The 20,544-nt window shown below is 70.6% G+C and carries 20 protein-coding genes, 3 pseudogenes and 1 riboswitch; of the genes and pseudogenes, 14 read left to right on the top strand and 9 right to left on the bottom strand.

Annotation, left to right across the window (positions count from 1 at the left end):
• The first annotated feature begins 34 nt into the window (after positions 1-34).
• From HJG52_RS17765 to HJG52_RS17755, 3 genes are all read left to right on the top strand, one after another.
• Positions 35-1,534, top strand: a complete 1,500-nt coding sequence (locus HJG52_RS17765) for a multicopper oxidase family protein (protein ID WP_171244970.1) — start codon at positions 35-37, stop codon at positions 1,532-1,534.
• Positions 1,535-2,152: 618 nt separating this feature from the next.
• On the top strand, positions 2,153-2,752 hold the full coding sequence (locus tag HJG52_RS17760; protein WP_171244969.1) for a DUF305 domain-containing protein: 600 nt from the start codon (positions 2,153-2,155) through the stop codon (positions 2,750-2,752).
• A gap of 100 nt (positions 2,753-2,852) precedes the next feature.
• Positions 2,853-3,680 (top strand): F510_1955 family glycosylhydrolase, encoded by an 828-nt coding sequence (locus HJG52_RS17755; RefSeq protein WP_346767825.1) that lies wholly within the window; start codon positions 2,853-2,855, stop codon positions 3,678-3,680.
• 15 nt (positions 3,681-3,695) lie between these two features.
• Here HJG52_RS17755 and HJG52_RS17750 read toward each other — a convergent pair whose 3' ends face one another.
• Complete coding sequence (locus HJG52_RS17750) at positions 3,696-4,271, bottom strand: TetR family transcriptional regulator (RefSeq protein WP_171244967.1); 576 nt, start codon at positions 4,269-4,271, stop codon at positions 3,696-3,698.
• Positions 4,272-4,386: 115 nt separating this feature from the next.
• Here HJG52_RS17750 and HJG52_RS17745 point away from each other — a divergent pair, with 115 nt between their 5' ends.
• On the top strand, positions 4,387-4,632 hold the full coding sequence (locus HJG52_RS17745; RefSeq protein WP_171244914.1) for a hypothetical protein: 246 nt from the start codon (positions 4,387-4,389) through the stop codon (positions 4,630-4,632).
• Between the two features lie 2 nt (positions 4,633-4,634).
• Positions 4,635-5,183: a DUF2269 domain-containing protein gene (locus tag HJG52_RS17740; RefSeq protein ID WP_206071082.1), complete on the top strand. Its 549-nt coding sequence runs from the start codon at positions 4,635-4,637 to the stop codon at positions 5,181-5,183.
• Between the two features lie 183 nt (positions 5,184-5,366).
• Here the strand turns inward: HJG52_RS17740 and HJG52_RS21765 are convergent, their stop codons facing one another.
• Both HJG52_RS21765 and HJG52_RS21040 read right to left on the bottom strand, forming a co-directional pair.
• Positions 5,367-6,116: an NlpC/P60 family protein gene (locus HJG52_RS21765; protein WP_171244965.1), complete on the bottom strand. Its 750-nt coding sequence runs from the start codon at positions 6,114-6,116 to the stop codon at positions 5,367-5,369.
• A 2-nt stretch (positions 6,117-6,118) separates the two neighbouring features.
• A riboswitch (cyclic di-AMP (ydaO/yuaA leader) is annotated at positions 6,119-6,314 on the bottom strand.
• A gap of 331 nt (positions 6,315-6,645) precedes the next feature.
• Positions 6,646-6,903 (bottom strand): annotated as a pseudogene (locus tag HJG52_RS21040) (5'-nucleotidase C-terminal domain-containing protein); the annotation flags it as partial.
• On the opposite strand from HJG52_RS21040, the gene HJG52_RS21760 reads away from it, so the two are divergent.
• Complete coding sequence (locus tag HJG52_RS21760) at positions 6,811-7,527, top strand: DUF305 domain-containing protein (RefSeq protein ID WP_346767843.1); 717 nt, start codon at positions 6,811-6,813, stop codon at positions 7,525-7,527. The pseudogene HJG52_RS21040 and the gene HJG52_RS21760 sit on opposite strands and share 93 nt — an antisense overlap.
• 32 nt (positions 7,528-7,559) lie before the next feature.
• On the top strand, positions 7,560-8,099 hold the full coding sequence (locus HJG52_RS21410) for an HAD-IC family P-type ATPase (RefSeq protein ID WP_346767842.1): 540 nt from the start codon (positions 7,560-7,562) through the stop codon (positions 8,097-8,099).
• A gap of 683 nt (positions 8,100-8,782) precedes the next feature.
• On the opposite strand, the gene HJG52_RS21935 is transcribed toward HJG52_RS21410, so the two are convergent.
• From HJG52_RS21935 to HJG52_RS17715, 3 genes and pseudogenes are all read right to left on the bottom strand, one after another.
• Positions 8,783-9,019 carry a methyltransferase domain-containing protein gene (locus tag HJG52_RS21935; protein ID WP_206071080.1) on the bottom strand — a complete coding sequence of 79 codons (237 nt, stop codon included), beginning with the start codon at positions 9,017-9,019 and terminating at the stop codon, positions 8,783-8,785.
• A gap of 65 nt (positions 9,020-9,084) precedes the next feature.
• A pseudogene (locus tag HJG52_RS21930) lies at positions 9,085-9,318 on the bottom strand (class I SAM-dependent methyltransferase); the annotation flags it as partial.
• A gap of 79 nt (positions 9,319-9,397) precedes the next feature.
• Positions 9,398-10,912 (bottom strand): MFS transporter, encoded by a 1,515-nt coding sequence (locus tag HJG52_RS17715; protein ID WP_171244964.1) that lies wholly within the window; start codon positions 10,910-10,912, stop codon positions 9,398-9,400.
• Positions 10,913-11,005: 93 nt separating this feature from the next.
• Between HJG52_RS17715 and HJG52_RS17710 the strand changes: the two genes are divergently transcribed.
• Genes HJG52_RS17710 through HJG52_RS17685 form a run of 6 tightly spaced genes read left to right on the top strand, consistent with a single transcriptional unit; the run spans position 11,006 to position 16,918 of the window.
• On the top strand, positions 11,006-11,389 hold the full coding sequence (locus HJG52_RS17710) for an ArsR/SmtB family transcription factor (protein WP_206071125.1): 384 nt from the start codon (positions 11,006-11,008) through the stop codon (positions 11,387-11,389).
• A complete protein-coding gene (locus HJG52_RS17705) occupies positions 11,382-13,346 on the top strand; it encodes a heavy metal translocating P-type ATPase (protein ID WP_171244962.1) in 1,965 nt (654 codons plus the stop codon). The genes HJG52_RS17710 and HJG52_RS17705 overlap by 8 nt, the downstream gene beginning before the upstream one ends.
• Positions 13,343-13,861, top strand: coding sequence for a signal peptidase II (gene lspA / locus HJG52_RS17700; RefSeq protein WP_346767824.1), 519 nt, complete (start codon positions 13,343-13,345; stop codon positions 13,859-13,861). Before HJG52_RS17705 ends, lspA begins: the two co-directional genes overlap by 4 nt.
• The gene (locus HJG52_RS17695) at positions 13,858-15,312 is read left to right on the top strand and encodes a sodium/calcium exchanger protein (RefSeq protein ID WP_171244961.1); all 1,455 of its coding nucleotides are present in this window, start codon (positions 13,858-13,860) and stop codon (positions 15,310-15,312) included. Before lspA ends, HJG52_RS17695 begins: the two co-directional genes overlap by 4 nt.
• Positions 15,309-16,145, top strand: a complete 837-nt coding sequence (locus HJG52_RS17690; protein ID WP_171244960.1) for an undecaprenyl-diphosphate phosphatase — start codon at positions 15,309-15,311, stop codon at positions 16,143-16,145. The genes HJG52_RS17695 and HJG52_RS17690 overlap by 4 nt, the downstream gene beginning before the upstream one ends.
• Positions 16,139-16,918: a phosphatase PAP2 family protein gene (locus HJG52_RS17685; RefSeq protein ID WP_171244959.1), complete on the top strand. Its 780-nt coding sequence runs from the start codon at positions 16,139-16,141 to the stop codon at positions 16,916-16,918. Before HJG52_RS17690 ends, HJG52_RS17685 begins: the two co-directional genes overlap by 7 nt.
• A gap of 79 nt (positions 16,919-16,997) precedes the next feature.
• Here HJG52_RS17685 and HJG52_RS17680 read toward each other — a convergent pair whose 3' ends face one another.
• Both HJG52_RS17680 and HJG52_RS20450 read right to left on the bottom strand, forming a co-directional pair.
• A complete protein-coding gene (locus tag HJG52_RS17680; protein ID WP_171244958.1) occupies positions 16,998-18,464 on the bottom strand; it encodes a hypothetical protein in 1,467 nt (488 codons plus the stop codon).
• A gap of 411 nt (positions 18,465-18,875) precedes the next feature.
• On the bottom strand, positions 18,876-19,085 hold the full coding sequence (locus HJG52_RS20450; RefSeq protein WP_206071155.1) for a hypothetical protein: 210 nt from the start codon (positions 19,083-19,085) through the stop codon (positions 18,876-18,878).
• 435 nt (positions 19,086-19,520) lie between these two features.
• Between HJG52_RS20450 and HJG52_RS21925 the strand changes: the two are divergent.
• Positions 19,521-19,847 (top strand): annotated as a pseudogene (locus tag HJG52_RS21925) (cytochrome P450); the annotation flags it as partial.
• A gap of 210 nt (positions 19,848-20,057) precedes the next feature.
• Here HJG52_RS21925 and HJG52_RS17670 read toward each other — a convergent pair.
• Positions 20,058-20,477: a MerR family DNA-binding protein gene (locus tag HJG52_RS17670; RefSeq protein ID WP_346767823.1), complete on the bottom strand. Its 420-nt coding sequence runs from the start codon at positions 20,475-20,477 to the stop codon at positions 20,058-20,060.
• Positions 20,478-20,544: the final 67 nt, after the last annotated feature.

Genomic DNA, 20,544 nt, shown 5'->3' with positions numbered 1-20,544 from the left:
CGGTCCGGCCAGACCACCAACCTAAGGAGGAAGCATGTCCACCATCAGCCGGCGCACCCTGCTGGTCGGCACGGCCGGCATCGTGACGGTCGGCGGCCTGGCGGCGTGCAGCACCCCCCGGGCAGCGATCGGCGCGACGTCCGAGGCGGTGCACCGGGCCGAGCGGGCGCGGCAGGCGGCCGGGCAGCGCACGGTCACCGCGAGGCTTGCGGCACGACCGGCGACCCTTGACTTGGGCGGCCCCACGGTGCAGACCTGGGCCTATGGCGGGGCCGTCCCAGGGCCACTGTTGCGAGCTACCGCCGGGGACCGGTTGAAGGTCATCGTCGACAATGCCCTCCCGGTCACGACCAGCGTGCACTGGCACGGTGTCGCCCTGCGCAACGACATGGACGGCGTCCCAGGCGTCACCCAGGCGCCCATCGCTGCCGGCAGCCGGTTCACCTACGACTTCACGGTCCCCGACCCGGGCACGTACTTCTACCACCCGCACACCGGCGTGCAGCTCGATCGGGGCCTTTACGGCGTGTTCGTCGTGGATGACCCGGCCGAGCCCGGGGACTACGACGCCGAGTGGGTCGTCGTCCTCGACGACTGGGTGGACGGCACCGGGCGGACCCCTGACGACGTCCTCGCGGCACTGCGCCAAGGCGGAGGTGCCGGCATGGACATGGGGGGCATGGGAATGGACGGCATGGACCACGGTTCGATGGGCTCCATGGGAGAGGGCATGCAGTCGGCGCTGCTGGGTGGCGCCGGCGACGTCGTCTACCCCCACTACCTGGTCAACGGCCGGGTACCGACCGCTCCCACCATTCTGACCGGAAAGCCCGGACAGCGGGTGCGAATCCGCCTTGTCAACGCCGCCTCAGACACCGCCTTCCGCGTCGCCCTCGGTGAACACCGGCTCACCCTCACCCACAGTGACGGGTTCCCCGTGCTGCCCAGCACCACCGACGCCCTCATCATCGGGATGGGGGAGCGGTACGACGTGCTGGTCACCCTGGGCGACGGCGCCTTCCCCCTCGTCGCATCGGCCGAGGGCAAGACCGGGCAGGGACTGGCCGTGGTACGCACAGGGGCCGGAGCCGTTCCTGCCGCAAATGCCGCGCCCGCGGAACTCGGAAAGACCGTCTTGCTGGGAACCGATCTGCGCCCTGCCGCAAGCGCCGAACTGACGCGCAAGGGAAATGACACCACTCATGACCTTGTCCTGGGCGGGTCGATGGCCGACTACCGCTGGACCATCAACGGCAAGACCTTCGAGGACGCCGCCCCGCTCGCGGTCCGCCAAGGTGAGCGGGTCCGGCTGCGGCTCCGGAACATGACGATGATGTTCCACCCCATGCACGTGCACGGCCACACCTTCGCCGTAGCGGGTATCGGGGTGCGCAAGGACACCGTCATCATCCGGCCCATGCAGTCCCTCGACCTGGATCTCGACGCGGACAACCCGGGTCAGTGGGTCACACACTGCCACAACATCTATCATGCCGAGGCGGGCATGATGACCACGCTGTCCTACCGTGCCTGACCGGCGCCGGGGCCCCACCGCCCAAATCGCGGCTTGTGTCCGGCGCGAGCGGCAACCTGCTCTTCGACGGTATTGGCCTGCTCTTGTCGGTGCTGATGCCGCGGCGCATCCATCACAGGTTTTCCACCTGGCTCGCGCCGGTCGTCCGCGCCGCCCCTCGCGGCGCTGGTCCTGCTCTCCGTCGTGGGTCGTCGACCGCGGCATCAGCGCCGGACAAGGGCGAGGGCAGCCGGCCGCGGCGGGCGTGTTCGAGCCCTCGCTGGGTTTACGCTGCGGCCAGAGATCGTGGCCCTGTCGATGTGCGGGTCGAGTGTGATCGTCAACGTCAACGCGTTGATGCTCAAGCGGCTCCGGCTGCCTGCACCTCCGCCTGCACCGCAGCGCACGAGCGCCCCGCGGCAGGAACCGGCCCCGGCTGGGCATCACGGCTGAACCGGTTCTCGGGGACGGGTATGTGCAGCACCGCCGGCGCCTGACTTCTTCATCAAACCTTCAGGGAAGGTTGACAGGCCGGCACCACCGATGCCTCAGGCTAGGAGGTGGTGCGCGCCCCCCAAGGTCATCTGGCCTCAGGAGGCGCGCACCACCATGAACCTCGATATCAAGGAGTAGACAGTCGTGCAGCGGAGCAAGAAGTACACGACCCTCGCGGTTGCCGGCCTGGCGGCCGCCCTGACGGTCAGCGCCTGCGGAACCGGCGACGACGGATCCAGTGGGTCGATGGGCGGGATGAACCACGGCACCGCCAGCACGTCATCGACTACCGGGTCGGCCACCGCGCGCCAGGGCGATGTTATGTTCGCGCAGATGATGATCCCGCACCACCAGCAGGCCATCGATATGGCCAACCTCGCCCTGAACAGTGCTTCCGCCTCTAGCGAGGTGGCGGACCTGGCGCGGCAGATCAAGGCGGCCCAGGACCCCGAGATCCAGACCATGAACCGTTGGCTGCGTGAGTGGAAGGCCCCTGCCTCGTCGTCGATGAGTCACGGCAGCGGCGGAATGATGAGCGAGGCCGACATGAAGACCCTTGCGGCAGCGCAGGGTTCGGAGTTCGACCGGCTTTGGCTGACGATGATGATCGAACATCACGAGGGCGCCGTGGACATGGCGCAGCAGGTGCTTAGAACCACGGCGGAACCGGACGTGAAGGAGATGGCGCAGGCCATCGCGGACGGACAGAACAAGGAGATCGCCACGATGAGGAGCCTGCTGTAGGCATCGTCGACGCCAATCTTCTTGCAGCCACCCTGAGCATGAAAGATGAGAAGCTGTGAACCGACGTCGGACCGGACCCTGGCTCGCGATCGCAACACTGGTGGGGTCGGCCCTGCTCGCGGCCGCGTGTTCGGCTGCACCCCGGGATGCCCGCACCGAACCCGGCTCAGCATCGGGCGGTGACGCAAGGGTCGGCCTGCCCTCGTCACACGTCCACGGGGTTGCCCGGGATCCGGGGGACGGCGCGCTGCTGCTCGCCACGCATGAGGGCCTGTTCCGCTACGGCACAGACGGACCCAAGCGGGTCAGCCCGATCATCGACCTGATGGGGTTCACCATCGCCGGGGCTGATCACTACTACGCCTCGGGCCATCCCAATGTCGTGATGGAGCTGCCGCAGCCCATGGGGCTGATCGAGAGTACCGACGGAGGCAGCAGCTGGAAGGTGCTTTCCCGCGGTGGCGAGTCGGACTTCCACGCGCTGGCCAGGGCCGGTGACACCGTGGTGGCGTTCGACGGACAGCTGCGCCGATCGCCGGACGGTCGGTCCTGGCAGACGTCGTCCATCCCCGCCGAACCCCGCAGCCTCGCATCCGACCCCACCGGGACACGCATCCTGGCGACGACGCCAGCGGGGCTGCTGATCTCCACCGACAAGGGCGCGACGTGGACGCCCTCGGACGGCGGACCGCTCCTGCTCCTCGTCTCATGGGCCGACAAGCAGACCGCGGTCGGCATCGGTCCGGGCGGTGCTGTAGCCATCAGCAGAGATGCCGCAAAGACGTGGCGTACGACCGGAACGACCGAACAGGCACCCCAGGCGATGAGTGCCCGCTTGACGAGAGCAGGTCTAGAGATCCTCGTCGTCACAGAGAACAGGGTGTTGACCTCGAAGGACGGTGCCAGATTCACCGAGGCCACAACCTGACCGTGGTCAGGCAGCTCAAGTAGATCCGCCCAGCGCCGAGAGCGTTACGTCGACCAGGCGCCGGACCGCGGCCTCGGAGCGAAGGCTGCCGGCCGCCCCGAGTGCGTGAATGCAGAACTGGGCCAGCTCCTTAGGCGGGACGTCGCCCCGGAGGCGGCCCGCTTGGGCGACCTCTGTCAGCAGTCCGCTGAACAGGTCGACCAGTTGTTGCTCGGCGCGCAGCACGTTCTCGCCGCGGTGGACGAGCGCCGAGAGATCGCCGCCATGACCGCCTCGGTGTCGAGCCACCTGGGCGTAGCCAAGGAGGACCGCCTGAAGGCGCTCCCAGGCGTCGCTTCCGCCGACCCGGAGCTCGGTCAGGCGTGCAATGTGCGCGGCCACATGATCTTGGTGCCAGGCCACCAAGATGGCCTCGACATCGGGGAAGTACTTGTAGAGGGTGGCTCGACCGATACCAGCCCGCTCAGCGATCTGCGACATCGTTGCGGCAGGGAATCCACCCTGGGCCACGAGCGTTGCCGTGCTGTCCAGGATCGCCTGGCGCACGGCTTGGCGGTGCGACTCGATGCTCTTGTTCCAGATCTTGGGCACGGGGGCAACAATACAGATAGTCCACTCCTCGTGCAGGACGCCCGAGGGCATGACAGAGTGTCTTGTAAACTCTGGGACCTTTATTAAGACGCGCCAGCGACCAACGGGAGAGCACATGACCGAGTCACACCCTGACCCGAACGACGTCCGCGAGACCCCGCCTGGCATCCCTCGATGGGTCAAAATCTCCGGCCTGGTCGTCGCTGCGCTGATCGCCATCTTCATCGCCGCCATGCTGCTCGCCGGCGGACAGCATGGCCCTGGCCGTCACATGTCGCTCGGGCCGGTGACGGGACGTTCGGCGGCGGAACTGCCGACGGCCGCTTCGCCATCAACGGTCAGCCTCGGACGTCTCGGATGAGGATGCCTCCACCGTGGCGCAAGTTCGTGCTCGCGGTGCATCTCGCCGTGTCCATCGGCTGGATTGGCGGCGTGCTGGTGTATCTGGCGCTCGGCCTGCTGGCCGTCAGGAGCCACGACGACCAAACGGTCCGAGCGGCCTGGATCGCGATGGAGGCTTCTGGCTGGTACGTCCTCGTGCCTCTTGCGGTCGCGACCGTGGTGACTGGCCTCTTGATGTCGCTGGGGACCAAGTGGGGCCTGTTCCGGCACTATTGGGTACTGATCTCCTTCCTCCTCACCTGCTTCGCGGCGACAATCCTGATCCTGCACATGCCCACCGTGAGCTCCGCTGCCGACGTCGCGCGACGGGCGGACGGGAGCCGGCTGCACGACTTGGGCGGCGACCTGTTCCACCCCACAATTGGCCTCATGGTGCTCCTGGCCGCGCTGGTCCTGAATGTCTACAAGCCATCGGGCATGACCAGGTACGGATGGCGTAGGCAGCAGGCGATCAGAGCCATTCCCTCAGGCCTGCCGACGGGCACCGAGGACAGGCAACGTATGCCGTAGGCGGCGCGTCTCACTGTGATGCTGGAAATCTTCGCCAAGGTATGGGGCAGGCGGCTGTGGCAACACCCGCCCGCCAGGCGGCATACCACCCTCATGCGTCCTATCGACGGGAAGCGGAATGCCAAGCAGGCCCCAACAAGGCCAGAGCGGTAGGGCCCTGCTCGCGTTAGACCGATTGGTCGGTTAGGGGCGGCCGTAGGTGACGCTGGAGGACCAGATGTCACGAAGGGCAACGGCCTTGCCGGTCCGGGGGCTGTCCCACATCTTGCCGTTCCCGGCGTAGATGCCCATGTGGTAGGCGGGGGCGCCGAAGAAGACCAGGTCACCGGGCTGCGGGTCGGACACGGGGGTGACGAACTGGCGCTGCTGCTCCGCGGTGCGGGGCAGGCTGATGCCGACCTTGGCGAAGACGTACTGGGTGAAGCCGGAGCAGTCAAAGCCGGTCTGGGGGCTGGTGCCGCCGTAGTAGTACATGATCCCTTCGAGCGACGCCGCGATACCCAGGACGCCGCCGGCAGCCGGCTTTCTTGGCGCCGGAATCGACGTCCGCTCGACCGAGCGGCTGGCGACCTGGGTGGTTCGCTCGCTGGTCTGCACCGCGGGGGCGGGGGCAGCAACCGACTTGGCCTTCGGCTTGGGCTTGGGGGTCGCCGTGAACTCGATCAGGCCGAAGGTGTCGGCCGCCTGGGGCGCAGCCACCTCGGGCGCCTGCACGGCCACGGGGGCCGCGACGGTGGCGGCCTTATTCGTGCGCGCGGTGCTCGGCACGGCCGACGCCGGGAGGGCGAAGGAGGCGACCAGACCGCCGGAGGCGGCGATGACGGCAGAGGTCTTGACAGCAGGCTGGGCCGCGCTGGCGACGATGCCGCTGAGCTCGGAAACGGGGTTGAAGCGACCAGGCGCGCGGTGGCGGCCTGAACTGTGTGAAGCCACGATGAATGAATCTCCAGCGCCTACGAGGTCAGCTGTCGGGTTCGGGTGGAGGTAGATCACCCGGCCCTCACGCTTGCCACTCGACCTAGCGAGCGCGCGCGTGGGGGCTTCACCCCGAGGACCCTCCGAAGAGGGCCCAAAAGTGGGTCCCCCGCTCCTGCCAAGCGGTCTTGCTGAGGACTCGCGCGTGGTGACAGGACTAGGCGATCCACATCGAGCCAACCTCCCCAAGGGGTGAAGAGGTCACCGCGAGACTACACAGGACCGATCGCAAATGTCACGGGAGGGTCACGGCGCGCCCAAGAAGTGGTCAACCGTCCGCGCGTTCGCCGTGGGTGCGATCGGCTTGGTGGCCGGTGCGCCTCGCCACGATCCAGGCTCTCTGGATGGCGTCAGGTCCTACAGCCAGGACTTCCCTGGGGTAGGAATCGCAGCCAAGCCAGCAGCGCCGGGCAAGCCGACTCGTGCGGGCCGCATGGTTCCGGCCCGTGGCCCACGGGTTGGGGCCAGGGGGCATTGGCGACACGGTTCAGGCGTCTGCTCGGGCGGTGTCGTCGATCCTGCCGTCGGTCGTCGGCATGATCGTCCGCTGGCTTTGGATGTAGGCGAGCAGGTCATTGGCCATCAGGTTCCGAGCGGTCCCCTGTACGTCCTTCAGCTCGACGTACCCGTCACCACCCGCGTTGGTGAAGTCATTGGTGGTTGCGGTGTAGGTGGCCGCGTCCTTGGCGATTGGGGTGCCGTCCTCGAGGGTCACGCTGAGCACTCGGGATCCGCTGGGACGAGTGGAGTCGTATGTAAAGCGGAAGCCCGAGATCTGCAGGGCATGCCCGGCATGATGGGCGAGAGCGAGATGAAGAACCTTGACAGCGCCACCGGGTCAGGCTTCGACCGCATGTTCCTGACCATGATGATCGAGCACCACACCGGCGCGATCGAGGTGGCCAAGACCGAGCAGGCCGACGGGCAGAACCCGGACGTCCTCGAGCTGGCGAAGAAGATCGAGGCGGACCAGACGGCCGACCCGTCGGTCACCCAGGTGGTCACCATCGGCGGGATCGACCAGGATGACCTGCTGAGGCTGGTGGCCGGGGTTGAACGAGCCTCCGAGCACCCTCTCGGTCTGGCGATCGTCAATGCCGCCACAGACGCCGGTCTGCCGATCCCGGACGTGACCGACTTCGACGCATCCGTCGGCAAGGGCCCGCTAGGTACGGTCGAGGAGCGCCGAGTCGGGGTCGGCAGCGCCGGCTACCTGACCAGTGAAGGGCTCTACCCCAACGCGCTCAGGACACACGCTGATCAGCTGCGCGCAGATCGTGCCACCGTGCTCTTCGCCGGTGTCGACGACCAGGTCGCCGGGATCATCGCCATCGCTGACCCGGTCAAGGGCACCCCCCGGCCGCCGTGAAGGCATTCCGGGCCGAAGGCATCTAGGTCGTCCTGCCCACCTCTGACAACCGCGCTACCGCCGAAGCCGTCGCACGTCAACTGCACCTCGACCGGGTCGAGGCGGAGGTGCTGCCCGACCACAAGGCCGACTTCGTCAAACTCCTCCGCGACGAAGGACGAGTGGTTGCCATGGCGGGTGACGGCGTCAATGTCGCACCAGCCTTGGCCGCCGCGGACGTGGGGCCGGCGATGGGGTCCGGGCCCGACGTCGCCATCGAGAGCGCCGGGATCACCCTGGTCAAGGGCGACATGACCGGGATCGTGCGAGCACGGAAACTGTCCCAGGTGACCATGGGAAGCATCCGGCAGAACCTCGTGTTCGCGTTCATGTACAACATCGCGGGCATCCCCATCGCCGCCGGAGTCCTCTACCTCACCTTCGGGCTGCTGCTGTCCCCCCTGATCGCCGCCGCCATGGCCCTGTCCTCTCTCAGCGTCATCCGGCAACGCCCTGTGTCTACGCGCCCAATACCTTGTAGGCAGAGGCTTGCTCTAGTCCGAACCGGGTCGACATCATGTCCGGCGACGTGACCGGGCCGGTATCGAACCGATTCGCCGCGACGAACCCCACCACCAAGGTCGTCGCGCGCTTCGGCGCCCGCGACTTCCGTCGCTACGGTGGCGAGTACGTGGACCGTCACACGCTTCGCGATGTAACCATCCGCAGTCATATCCGGGTCCGGAGCACGAGCACCGACGAGATGGAACCGCCGCGGATGGCATCGAGTCGCCGTGGGAAGACCTGTGGTGGTACTCCAACCCGGAGTTCATCAACGTCGCCTGACGGCTACCACGACCTCAGAGCCGCGAATCTCCACTGCGGCTGGTCGCCTGTTTGGGCGACCAGCCGTCGTCCGTGTCAATGGGCCCCAATTGCCCTCACCAGAAACCGATCTTTTGCCGGTGTCTGGCCAAGTTTTGGTGCCCCAACGTGGGCCCGCCGTCCAGTCCGTCGCGCTCGCCTCAGCCTGGCCCGGGCGAGGCAGGAGGAACGGGTCGCCCAACGCGATCGGCCGCCCGGGTAAGGGCAAAGGAGCCCACCGGCGCAGAGCAGCAATCTGGGCTGGGACTGGGGAGTGGCGCAGTCGCCGAAGCTTGGCGAACGGTCGCCCGGGGACCGAGATCGTCCTTCAAGCTGGTCACCGGTCATTCCCTGCGCGGGACGCCGCGTACGTAGCGGCTGCCGCGGTAGGTGCGGAACCGTTCACCGGAAATCAGGCGCCGTTCGATGGGGCGTCGAGGAAGTCCTCAGCGGTGAACCGGTCGTGTTTGGGGTGGTCGGGTCCGGTACGTGCGTGTGGCCAGCGCCGTTGCGGTGACCTCGTCGAACAGGAAAGACCGCCGTGGCGTAGCACCCTGGCAGTCTCGTCCTGTGCAGATCGCCAGTCCTCGACGTGGTGAATGATGGCGAAGTCGAACACCGCGTCGTACGCGCCCTCGACGCTGCCCACCCCCGACGGGAGCTTGCCGGCGTCGCCGACCTCACGCGGGCGCGGTCTGCGAGTGGCGCCGGCCGAGTTCTTGCTCGGGCGACCATCGCCGGGTCCAGGTCGATCGCGTCGACGCGGCGTGCGCCGAAGTGTTCCAGGATGAGCCGGGTACCGTACCCGGGACCACAGCCGAGCTCGAGTGCGCGGGCGCCCCAGGGTAGACGGCCGCCGGCCAGACGGCGCAGCTGCGGGACTTCGCCGCAGCGTTGCAGCCAGCGCCGGGGTGCGGAGTTGACCAGGGCGGTCTCGACGGGGTTCATGAGCATGATTTCGGGCTCTTCCTGTGCGTCTGTGTGTCGGTTCACTGGCCAAGACCGCTAAACATCTGGATGGGTCTGTTCAGGGGCTGACCCGCTCTGAGGTGGCGCGCAGCCGCTGCTTGGCGGGTAGGGCGGCCGCCACGGCGGCCGCACCGACGAGGCACACGACGCAGCAGACGATGAGCACCAGGCTCATGCCGTGCATGAATGCGGTAACGGCGTCGGCGGTCAACTGCGGGTTGCTGGTGCGCTGGGCGACCGCCAAGGCCCCTCCCAGGGACCCTTCGGCGGTTCCAGTGAGCTGGGCCGGGACCCCGGTCAGGTCGAGCCGGTCGGTGAACCCTTCGGACAGCACGGCCCCGAGGACGGCGACACCCAGGGAGCCGCCGACGTACCGGATCGTCATCGCCAGGGCGGTGCCAGTCCCGGACCGGTGCGGCGGAAGCGCGTCCAGCACGGCGTCGGTCGCAGGGGCCAGGGCCATCCCGATACCCACACCGGCGGCCGTGAGCCAGGCGGCGACGAGCCCGTACCCGGTGCCGACGCCGGTGCCTGCGCCGACCGCGAGCGCTACCGACACCAGCAGCAGCCCGAGGACGACGGGGGCCCGGTGCCCGCGCCATCGTGCCAGCCCATCGCCAGCCGCGGCGCCGACGACGAGGCCGAGCACGACCGGCAACAGGCGCAGCCCGGTGCCCATCGGGGCGTGCCCACGCACCAGCTGTAGGTACATCGGGATGACGAACAGCAGCGCGAACAGCGCCACCCCGGCGATGGCGGCGGCACCGCTTCCGCCGGCGAACGAACGGTTTCGGAACAGGGCACCCTCGATGAGTGGGTGGTCGGTGCGCCGCTCCCATGCCACGAGGACAGTCAGCAGGCTCAGACCTACCAGCAGAGTGCTCAGCACGGCGGGTGACCCCCAGCCGCGCAGCGGCGCTTGGGTGACCGCGTACGTGAACCCGGCCAGGCCGGCTACCGCCAGGGCGGCCCCGGTGAAGTCGGCTCGTGGCGGGGCTGGGTCGGCCGACTCGGGCACGAGGACGGCGATGGCGGCCAGCGCGGCGATGGCGATGGGCACGTTGATGAGGAACACCGACCCCCACCAGTGCCGTTCGAGCAGCCACCCGCCGACGAGCGGGCCGAGCGGGACGCCCAGCCCGGTCGCCGCAATGACGGCGGCCACCGCGCGGCTGCGTTCCTGCGGTGAGGGAAACAGCACGGCCAGGGTGGCCAGGGTCATCGGCAGCACCATCGCCATGCCTGCGCCCATAACCGCCCGCGCGGCGATGACCAGGGCCGCACCACCGGCCCACGCGGCCAGGACGGAGCCGGCCGTGAACAGGGCGAGCCCGCCCAGCAGCACCCGCCGGCGTCCCCACCGGTCGCCGGCGGCACCCATCGGCAGGATGAGGCAGGCGAACACCAGCACGTACGCGTTGACCATCCACTGCAACGCGGTGGTGCCAGCCCCGAGCTGGGACCCGATGGTCGGTAGCGCCACGTTCAGGACCGTGATGTCGAACCCGCCGGTCAAGGTGGCCAGCACGAGTGCCGCCACCGCCCACCATGCTCCCCGACTGCGAGCTGCCATGACACCTCCCCTTTGACGTCGCGAGTTACGGCGTCTGCGTGACTGCAGGTTTGACGCACCACGTAGTTAGGCCGCTATCATCGGCCTATGGCGATGACAACGGAGTCTGCTGGACCCGACCACCGGGCCGAACTGGGAGCCGCGGCCGCGCTGTTCCACGGCCTGGCCGACCCGACCCGCCTGGCGGTGGTTCGCCGTCTCGCAGGCGGCGAGGCCCGCATCGTGGACCTGACCGCCCAGCTCGGGCTGGCGCAGTCCACCGTGTCAGCGCACGTGGCGTGCCTGCGCGACTGCGGCCTGGTGCAAGGTCGCCCCGAGGCGCGGCAGATGTTCTACTCTCTGACCCGCCCCGAGCTGCTCGACCTGCTGCTCGCGGGCGAGGCGCTGCTCGCCGCGACCGGTTCAAAGGTCAGCCTGTGCCCGAACTACGGCACGGCCACGATGGGCGACGCGCGGACGGAGGCACCCGGTGAGTGACGCCTGCGGCTGCGGCCACGACGAACCCACCACCGAAGGCGCCGAGGAGAGCGAGCACGAGGCCGAAAGGCTCGTCGACGTCAGCGAGCTGCGCGCCGCCGCCGTCGCCGGTGTGCTGCTGCTGGCCGGGTACGCCACCGGCTGGGCCGGCGGCCCCGACCTGCTCGGCCAGGTCCTGCTGTGGGCGGCGCTGCTGGTCGGCGCGTCCACATTCGTGCCGTCGACGCTGCGCCGCCTGGCCAAGCGCAAGATCGGTGTCGGCACCCTGATGACGATCGCCGCAGTCGGCGCGGTCCTGCTCGGCGAGGTCGGCGAGGCCGCGATGCTGGCGTTCCTGTACTCGATCAGCGAGGGCCTGGAGGAGTACTCCCTGGCCCGCACCCGCCGCGGGCTGCGCGCGCTGCTGTCGCTGGTCCCGGACGAGGCGACCGTGCTGCGCGACGGCGCACAGGTGGTCGTGGCCCCGGCGGACCTGCGCGTCGGTGACCTGATGCTGGTCCGGCCCGGTGAGCGGGTCGCCACCGATGGCGTCATCCGGGCCGGGCGGACCGCCTTGGACGTCTCAGCCATCACCGGGGAGTCCGTGCCCGTGGAGGCCGGTCCCGGCCAGGACGTGTTCGCCGGGTCCATCAACGGCACCGGGGCCTTGGAGGTGCAGGTCACCACGGCCGCGGCCGACAACTCCCTGGCCCGGATCGTGCGTATCGTCGAAGCCGAGCAGTCCCGCAAGGGCGCCAGCCAGCGGCTCGCGGACCGTATCGCCAAACCGCTGGTGCCCGGGGTCCTGGTGGTGGCGGCGCTCATCGCGGTGGTCGGCAGCCTGCTGGGCGACCCGGCCACCTGGATCGAGCGGGCCCTGGTCGTCCTGGTCGCCGCATCTCCGTGCGCCCTGGCGATCTCGGTCCCGGTCACGGTCGTCGCCGCGGTCGGCGCTGCCAGCCGTCTGGGCGTCCTGGTCAAGGGCGGCGCCGCGTTGGAGGCGCTCGGCGCGGTCCGCGGCATCGCCTTGGACAAGACCGGCACCCTGACCGCGAACCGGCCCCAGGTCGTGGAGGTCGCCACCACCGGCGGCGCCACCCGGGACGAGGTCTTGGCCGTCGCGGCGGCGCTCGAGGCCCGCAGCGAGCACCCGCTTGCCCGGGCCATCCTGGCTGCCGTCGACACCATCGCCGACGCCCAGGACGTGGAGGCGGTCACCGGTGCCGGGCTGACCGGCACCGTGCACGGGCGCCAGGCCAGGCTGGGCCGACCCGGGTGGCTGCAGCCGGGCCCGCTGGCCGCCACCGTCGCGCGAATGCAGGCCGGGGGGGCGACCGCGGTCCTGGTCGAACACTCCGGCACCGTCATCGGCGCCATCGCGGTGCGCGACGAGTTGCGCCCCGAGGCCGCGGAGGTGGTCGCAGGTTTGCGCCGCTCCGGGTATGAGGTCGCGATGCTGACCGGTGACAACCACGCCACCGCCGCCGCCCTCGCCGCCCAGGCCGGCATCGAGCAGGTGCACGCCGAACGGCGCCCCGAGGACAAGGCGGCCATCGTGGCCCAGCTGCGGCAGCAGCGGCCGACCGCGATGGTCGGCGACGGCGTTAACGACGCGCCCGCCCTGGCGACCGCGGACTTGGGCATCGCGATGGGGGCGATGGGCACCGACGTGGCCATCGAGACCGCGGATGTCGCCCTGATGGGTGAGGACCTGCGCCACCTGCCGCAGGCCCTGGATCACGCCCGCCGGGCGCGGCGCATCATGCTGCAGAACGTCGGCCTGTCCCTGGTCATCATCACGGCGCTGATGCCGTTGGCCCTGTTCGGCGTGCTCGGTCTGGGCGCGGTCGTCCTCGTCCACGAGGTCGCGGAGGTCGTCATCATCGCCAATGGGGTGCGCGCCGGCCGCGCGAAGGCGCTATCCCTGACCGCTGCGCCCATCCCTGTGCCCGGGCCGGCCGTCGTGGGCGCCCGGTGAGCGCCACCCGGACCGCCACCGTCCGGCGGCAGGGGCGGCGCCCCGCCGCCCGCCGGGCTTTGGTGCTGGCCGTCGCGGCCTCGGTTGCGGCGGTGGACCTGAGCCTGAAGGCGTGGGCGCAGACCGGCCTGCCCGCGGGCGGGTTCGAGGCGGGACCGGTGGACCTGCGGCTGGCGTACAACCCGGGGGTGGCGTTCTCCCTGGCTGCCGGGGCGCCCGCCGCTGCCGTCATCGCCGGCACCGCTGTGGTCACTGCGGCGCTGACCGCGCTGGTGTGGGTGAGCGCCCCGACCGCGACCCGGCTGCGGCTGGCCGCGTTCGCGGCGGTGCTCGGCGGCGCGGTCGCGAACCTGACCGACCGGGTCGGCGACGGAGTGGTGACCGACTACCTGCACTCTGGGTGGTGGCCCACGTTCAACCTGGCCGACACGGCCATCGTGATCGGCGCCATCCTGCTCGTCCTGTCGTCCATGGGTGCCTCCCGCGCGGCGGGCAAGCACGAGGCGCGGCGATGAGCTCGGCCACCTCCCCCGGCCCCACGCCCGGCACCGTGACGCGTCGGAGCGGCTTGCGCATCGCGGCCGGGCTGGGCCTGCCGCTGTTGGCCGCTCTTCCGGGACTGTGGCTGCGCCTGAGCGGCGCGAGCGTCCCGCCAGCGGTCGCCGCCGCCCTGTTCGCGGCCGCGGTCGTCGGAGCCGCATTCCTGCTGACCTGGGGCACCGAGCTTGCCGAGATCGACATCGGCCAAGGGTTGGCTCTGGCCCTTCTCGCGCTCATCGCGGTCCTGCCCGAGTACGCGGTCGACGTCGTGTTCGCCTGGCTGGCCGGGCAGGACCCGGACCGGTACGCTCCGCTGGCCCTGGCGAACATGACCGGCGCGAACCGGCTGCTCATCGGGGTTGGCTGGTCCGTGGTGGCGCTGGCCGCCCTTGCCGCTGCCCGCCGGGCACGACGCACTGCAACCGGCGCAGGCGGTTCCGCTGACACGCAAGACGAGCCCAACGACGGTCACGCCGTGCAGCTACACAGGGTTCAGGTGGTTGAGCTGGCCTACCTGGCGGTGGCTAGCGCCTACGCGCTGACGTTGCCGCTGCGCTCCACCCTGACCATCGTCGACGCGGTCATCCTGTTCGCCATCTTCGGTGCGTACCTGTGGCGGGTGCGGGCGGTGGAGCAGGAGCCGGATCCCGCCATCGGCGATGGTGACAGCGACCCGCAGGAGGTCGACGACGACACGGGGCGCGAAGGTGGGGACGAAGAGGGCCAGGAGGAGTCGGAGCTGTTTGGTCCGGCGGCCGCGGTCGCACAGATGCCGGCCCGGGCCCGGCGCGTCATCACCGTCGGCATGCTGGCGGCCGCCGCCGCGGTCATCCTGGCGGTCGCCGAGCCGTTCGCGCAGAGTCTGGTCGCGACCGGTGAGCAGCTGCACGTCAGCCAGTTCCTGCTGGTGCAGTGGGTGGCGCCGCTGGCCTCGGAGACGCCGGAGTTCATTGCGGTGCTGCTGCTGGCGCTCAAGCTGCAGTCCGCGGCAGCGCTCGGCGCGCTGATCTCCTCCAAGATCAACCAGTGGACGCTGCTGGTGGGCATCCTGCCCCTGGTGTTCGCCGTGTCCGCCGGGTCCCTGGCCGGGCTGCCCATCGACCCGGTACAGCGCGAGGAGCTGCTGCTGACGGCGGCCCAGTCCGTGTTCGCGGTCGCCCTGGTCGTCACCGGCCGCCTGACCCGGTCCGGGGCGTGGGCGTTGCTGGGCCTGTTCACCGCACAGTTCGTGGCCGCGTGGACAGCGCCGGCCGACCTCGCCGGGACGGTCCGGCTGAGCATCGCCGCAGTGTACCTGGTCCTGGGTGTGGGCCTGCTGGTGGTGCGGCGCCGTCACCTGGTCCGGGTCCTCCGGACCGGGCTGCGCCCACCGCGCAGTGCAGCGAAGACCGACCGGGTGGAGAACCGCGCCGGCGGTGGACGATGACCTGGCTGGCCGCCGTCGTCCTGGGGGTGGTGCAGGGGCTGACCGAGTTCCTGCCCATCTCCTCCACGGCGCACCTGCGGGTCGTGGCAGCCCTGGCCGGGTGGCCCGACCCGGGCGCCGCGTTCACCGCGGTCACCCAGCTCGGCACCGAGTCCGCGGTGCTGCTGTACTTCCGCCGCGACATCGCCGGCATCCTGCGCACCTGGACGCGGTCGCTGCGGACCCCGGCGCTGCGGACCCACCCGCAGGCCCGGCTCGGTTGGTACGTCATCGTCGGCACGGTGCCGATCGCGGTGCTCGGGTTCGTGTTCCAGGACCAGATCGAGACGGCGCTGCGGGACCTGCGCCTGGTCGCGGCCACCCTGATCGTGTTCGGTGTCGTCCTCGGCGTCGCGGACAAGATGGCGGCCAACCGGCGCCCGCTGGACAAGCTCACCGGGCGGCACGCGGTGCTGTTCGGGTTCGCCCAAGCGATGGCCCTGGTACCCGGGGTGTCCCGCTCCGGCGGCACCATCAGCGCCGGCCTGGCGCTCGGCTACACCCGGCAAGCCGCGGCCAGGTACGCGTTCCTGCTCGCCATCCCCGCCGTGCTCGCCTCCGGGGGGCTGGAGCTGACCAAGATCGGGCAGGGTCCCACCCCGGCGTGGGGGCCGACCCTGCTGGCCACCGCGGTCGCGTTCGGCGTCGGGTACGCGGTCATCGCCTGGTTCCTGCGCTACATCGCCACCCACCGGTTCACCCCGTTCGTGGCGTACCGCATCCTCGCCGGTGTCGGCCTGCTCGCACTCATCGGCGCCGGCGTCCTCGCGCCCTCCAGCTGTTGGCCATGCTGAACCCGCCACCGTCACCGGACACCGCCGTCGGCCCGACCACGCCGCTCGGCCCGACCACCGCGCCATCGGGGGGACGGCCCGACACCCCCGACCGGTGGGCCGCAGGTGCGCGTGAGCCGTTGCTGGCGGCGGCACTTCTCCTGCTGACTGGTGCGGTCGCCGCCGAGACGACGCTGCGAGCGGACGCAACCGGACTGTCCTGGTTCACCGGCCTGAATGATGGTGGCGTCGGGCATGGCGTGGCTCGCATCCTGGTGATGGGTGGCCAGTTCTGGCTCGCGGGTACGGTGCTGGCTCTGCTGGCGGCGTTCCGCGGCTGGGTGCAACGGTCCCTGCGCCCCCTGCTGGTGGCCGGGGTTGCGATGGCCGGACTGGAGGCGGCGGTGTGGGCGCTCAAGGCGCTCACCGGCCGCACCGCGCCCTCGTCCGGGCTGAACGCGGTGTCCGCCGGTGGGACCTCCTACCCGTCCGGGCACGCGGCCGCCGCCACGTTCGCCATGCTCCTCGGCGTGGCCCTGCTGGGCCACAGTTGTTCTGGGCGACCGAGACGCCGATGGCCCCGGATGCCCCGGATGCCTTCGGTGGTCGGCGGGACCGGTGCCGTGACGGTGGGCGTGTGCACCCTGGTGCTCGGTTACCACTGGCCCTCGGACGCGGTCGGCGGCTGGCTGATCGGGGCCCTGGCAGCTGGTGTCGCGGCCCGCTGGCTCCGCCCGTCGGTCAGGCACCGTCCCCGGCCAGCGGAGGGCCACGGCGCTCATCGCAAAGCGTGACGGGTGCTCCACCTCGCCCCGCTGGGGCGGCGCTCTGCGGGCCAAGGCGAGCGCGGCCCGCGAGGCGGCTGCTCGCCGGTCAGCCCGGCGGGTACGGGGCGACACGAGCGCGCCACCCCGCTGGCAGGTCCCCCCGCGGAACGGTCGTCCAGCCGCGTGCGTAGTCGGGAACCTTCTCGGAGCGGCGAAGCACGACCGCGACCCGCTCGGTCCGTAGCCGCACGGTCAAGTCTGTGCGAGTGAACCGCTCATCCCCGGGGCGGCCCAGCCGCACGTTGTCGCAACGGGCCAGGTAGGCCACCGGCGCGGACTCGGCGCCCAGCAGCGTGCACGGCGGGGAGACGCCATGCGCGTGCAGCGCGGCGGCAACCAGGGTCCAACGCTGCCGGCCCTGTTCCTGGGCGACCGTCACCTGCGGCAACCAATGGCCCTGTATGACGAGGTGACCCACCAGCAGCAGCACCCCCGCCGCGGTAGCAGGAACTGCGCCCACCCCACGCGGTGCCAGCAGCCACAGTGCACCGGAGGCAGCTGGCAACGCCAGCAGCGCGTACGCGGGCAGCAGGAACCGCGGCGCCGCGTACCCGACCAGGAAAAGGTATGGCACGGCCTGCGCGGCGCCCGCGAACGCCGCCAGCAGCACCGCTTCCGCCGGACGAACCCGTCCCCGGACGGCAAGGACCACAGCCAGTACCACCAGCGCCGCGCCGACCCCCCACATGAGCACCCCGAGCGGCGGTACCGGCTGGGTGAGTCGAGAACACGGTCGGCACAGCAGCGGGCCGTCGACGGCCCGCAGCTGGTAGTCGGGAACGAACCGCTCCCCGGTCGACTGGGTCGCCAACGCCCGCCGGACTCGAAGGAGGACGCCGTCGTAGCGCAGCTGCGCCTCCACCAGCCACGGCAACGCACCGACCGTCGCACCGGCGAGGACGGGGGTCAGCAGGCGCACCGCCCGGGCCCGCCACGGCCGGTGCACCAGGACCGCGGCGCCCAAAGCCGCGACCAGCGGGACCACGTCCCCGGGACGGATCACGGTCGCGGCGGCCACCGCCGCACCACCCGCCCACGCCACCCAAGCCCGGCCGCCTCCCGCCGCGGCCACCATCGCGCCGGTCGCGTACACCCCGGCCAGCGCCACGAGAACGTTGGGCATCAGGGAAGGCCCGTAGAACACCGCCGTCCACAGCCCGGCGAACCCGGCCGCCGCCACCGGCGTTGTAAAGCCCGGCAGGGTGCGCCGCCACATGGCAAACGCGGCATACAGGCTCAGCGAGGAAAGCAGCGCGAACCAGCCACGCAGCACCGACGTGGACCCGGTCAGCGCCTGCACCGGGGCGGCAAGCCACGGCATGCCGCGCGCCCGCGGTGCCGTAAACGCCAACGCCCGACGTGAGGGGTCCGTTTGGCTGGTGTAGATGGACTCGTCCCAACCCAGCGGCACGTCGGCCACCACAAGCAGCTGCGCGAGCAGGTACAACACCGCGACGGCGGCCAGCAGCGTCCGGGGTGACACCGATGGGCGGCCCCCAGCGTTGCGGTTCATCGGCCCATGCTGGCACCAGAGACTGCCCCGATTGCTGCGCGACCGTGCAGGACGATGAAGGTCCTGCGAAGATTTGCCGCGGTAGGCCCGTCTCGGATGCGGACCACCGCCGCACCTCCAAGACTGGGCGATGCAACAGCCCGGCCGCCGGGCACGTCGTCGGCCCCGCCAGGGCACCCGCCCGTTGCCGACCGGAGTTCAGGAGGCCAAACCATGCACCTACCCGACCAGGCGCCGGCGCTGCTGCGTGACGGGTACCTGTTCGCCGACCGCCTGCGCGACCGGCTTCCTGACGACGCGGACCCCGACGCCATCCGCATGCGGCTCCTGGGGCGGCCCGCGCTGCTGGTGCGCGGCCCCGACGCGGTCCGGGTCTTCACCGACACGGCCGTGATGCGCCGACACGGCGCCCTACCGGGCGTGGTCGCGAACGTCCTCTTCGGCCAAGGTGCCGTCCACGGCCTCGACGACGAGCATCTGCAACGCAAGGCGATGTTCGTGACCATCATCGACGCCGCCGCCGTGCAACGGCTCGTCGCGTCCGTCGCCAACGCCTGGCGCGACCAGTTGGCCCAGTGGGGGCGCGAGGGTGGCGGCAGCGGGTACGACGGCGCGGTGCACGTGTTCGGTCGTAGCGTCCTGGGATGGGCTGGCGTGCCCGCCACACCCACGCAGGCTCAGGCGGTCGCCCGGGACCTAGCCACCATCGTCGATGGCTTCGGGGTGCTCGGCCCGGCGCACCTGAAGGCCCGCCGGGCTCGCCACCGCAGCGACACATGGGCCAGCCGGCTCATCAGCCAGGCCCGCACCGGAGTTCCCGTGGCTGACCGCGACAGCGCTCTGGCCACCGTCGCTGGGTGGCGAGACGTGCACGGTGAGCTGCTGCCGGTGCACACGGCGGCCGTGGAGCTGCAGAACCTGCTGCGCCCCACCGTGGCGGTCGCCCGGTTCGCCGCGTTCACCGCCCTGGCCCTGCACCAGCACCCCCGGTGGCGCGAACGCCTGGCGGTCGAGGACACCGCAGGGACCGTCGCCGGCAGGCCCGGGGCCCTGGCGATGGCATTCGCCCAGGAGGTGCGCCGGGTCACCCCGTTCGTGCCCATGCTCGGCGCCCTGACGCGCGAGGATCTCACCTGGCGCGGACATCAACTCAACGCCGGGACTCGGCTGCTGCTGGACGTGTACGGCACGAACCTGGACCCGCGGGCCTGGCCGGACGCGCAGAGGTTCCTCCCCGAAAGGTTCTTGCCCGGACAGACCCACGACCCCGACGCGTTGGTGCCACAAGGCGGAGGTGAGGTCGCCGCGGGGCACCGGTGCCCCGGTGAGGACATCGCCCTCGGGCTCATCGCGGTCACCGCAACCGCCCTGTCCCGCGCCGACTGGGAGCTGCCGGCTCAGGACCTGACCGTCAACCTGCGGCGGATGCCCACCATGCCCGCCAGCGCGGTGGTGCTCGCGAACGTCGCAGCTGACCCGATCCGGCCTCGTCTGGCCGCGGTAACCCGGCGCTCACCGACGCCGATTCAGCAGCCGCAGCTGCACTCGTCGGGCGAGCACTGCGGGTCGTCGCGGCAGCACGCCAGGACCACCTCAGGGAGTATCAGGGTCACCTCCTTTCGCCGGTGGGCACCAGGTCCCCGAAGTGGGCGGAGGACAGTCCGAGGTGGGCAACGCCGCAAGCATGTTCGCCATATCGGTGCGTCGGTTCGCCAGCCGAGTCATCTGCGCGTCCAGCTCGGCCAGACGGCCCCGGAGCAGCTGTTCGGCTGGCTCACACGGGCACTGACCGGTGTCGCGGATGGTCAACAGGTCCCGGATGTCGCTCAGCCGCAGCCCGAGCCGTTGGGCACCCTGAATGAACCGGATCCGGTCCAGCGCAGTCTCGTCGAACGACCGGTAACCAGAGGGCAAACCAGAGGGCGTGCGCGCCTGCGCCGGAAGGAGGCCGGCTCGCTCGTAGTAGCGGACTGTGTCCGGGGCCACGCCTACGGCGGCGGCCAGCTCGGACACCCGCCAGCCACGTCCCGGAGCAGTCGTTCTCCGCAGCCCGCAACGCTAAACCCTGGAGTCGGGTCCA

Origin of the sequence: Knoellia koreensis (assembly GCF_013041615.1) — a bacterium.
Classification (GTDB): Bacteria; Actinomycetota; Actinomycetes; order Actinomycetales; family Dermatophilaceae; genus Pedococcus; species Pedococcus koreensis.
The sequence above is the reverse complement of the archived record's forward strand: the minus strand, read 5'-3'. Positions and strand labels throughout refer to the sequence as shown.

Coding starts and splice junctions, on each gene's coding strand:
- HJG52_RS17765 (WP_171244970.1), top strand. CDS start 35: ATGTCCACCATCAGCCGGCGCACCCTGCTGGTCGGCACGGCCGGCATC.
- HJG52_RS17745 (WP_171244914.1), top strand. CDS start 4,387: ATGACCGAGTCACACCCTGACCCGAACGACGTCCGCGAGACCCCGCCT.
- HJG52_RS17740 (WP_206071082.1), top strand. CDS start 4,635: ATGCCTCCACCGTGGCGCAAGTTCGTGCTCGCGGTGCATCTCGCCGTG.
- HJG52_RS17715 (WP_171244964.1), bottom strand. CDS start 10,912: ATGGCAGCTCGCAGTCGGGGAGCATGGTGGGCGGTGGCGGCACTCGTG.
- HJG52_RS17710 (WP_206071125.1), top strand. CDS start 11,006: ATGACAACGGAGTCTGCTGGACCCGACCACCGGGCCGAACTGGGAGCC.
- HJG52_RS17695 (WP_171244961.1), top strand. CDS start 13,858: ATGAGCTCGGCCACCTCCCCCGGCCCCACGCCCGGCACCGTGACGCGT.
- HJG52_RS17690 (WP_171244960.1), top strand. CDS start 15,309: ATGACCTGGCTGGCCGCCGTCGTCCTGGGGGTGGTGCAGGGGCTGACC.
- HJG52_RS17685 (WP_171244959.1), top strand. CDS start 16,139: ATGCTGAACCCGCCACCGTCACCGGACACCGCCGTCGGCCCGACCACG.
- HJG52_RS17680 (WP_171244958.1), bottom strand. CDS start 18,464: ATGAACCGCAACGCTGGGGGCCGCCCATCGGTGTCACCCCGGACGCTG.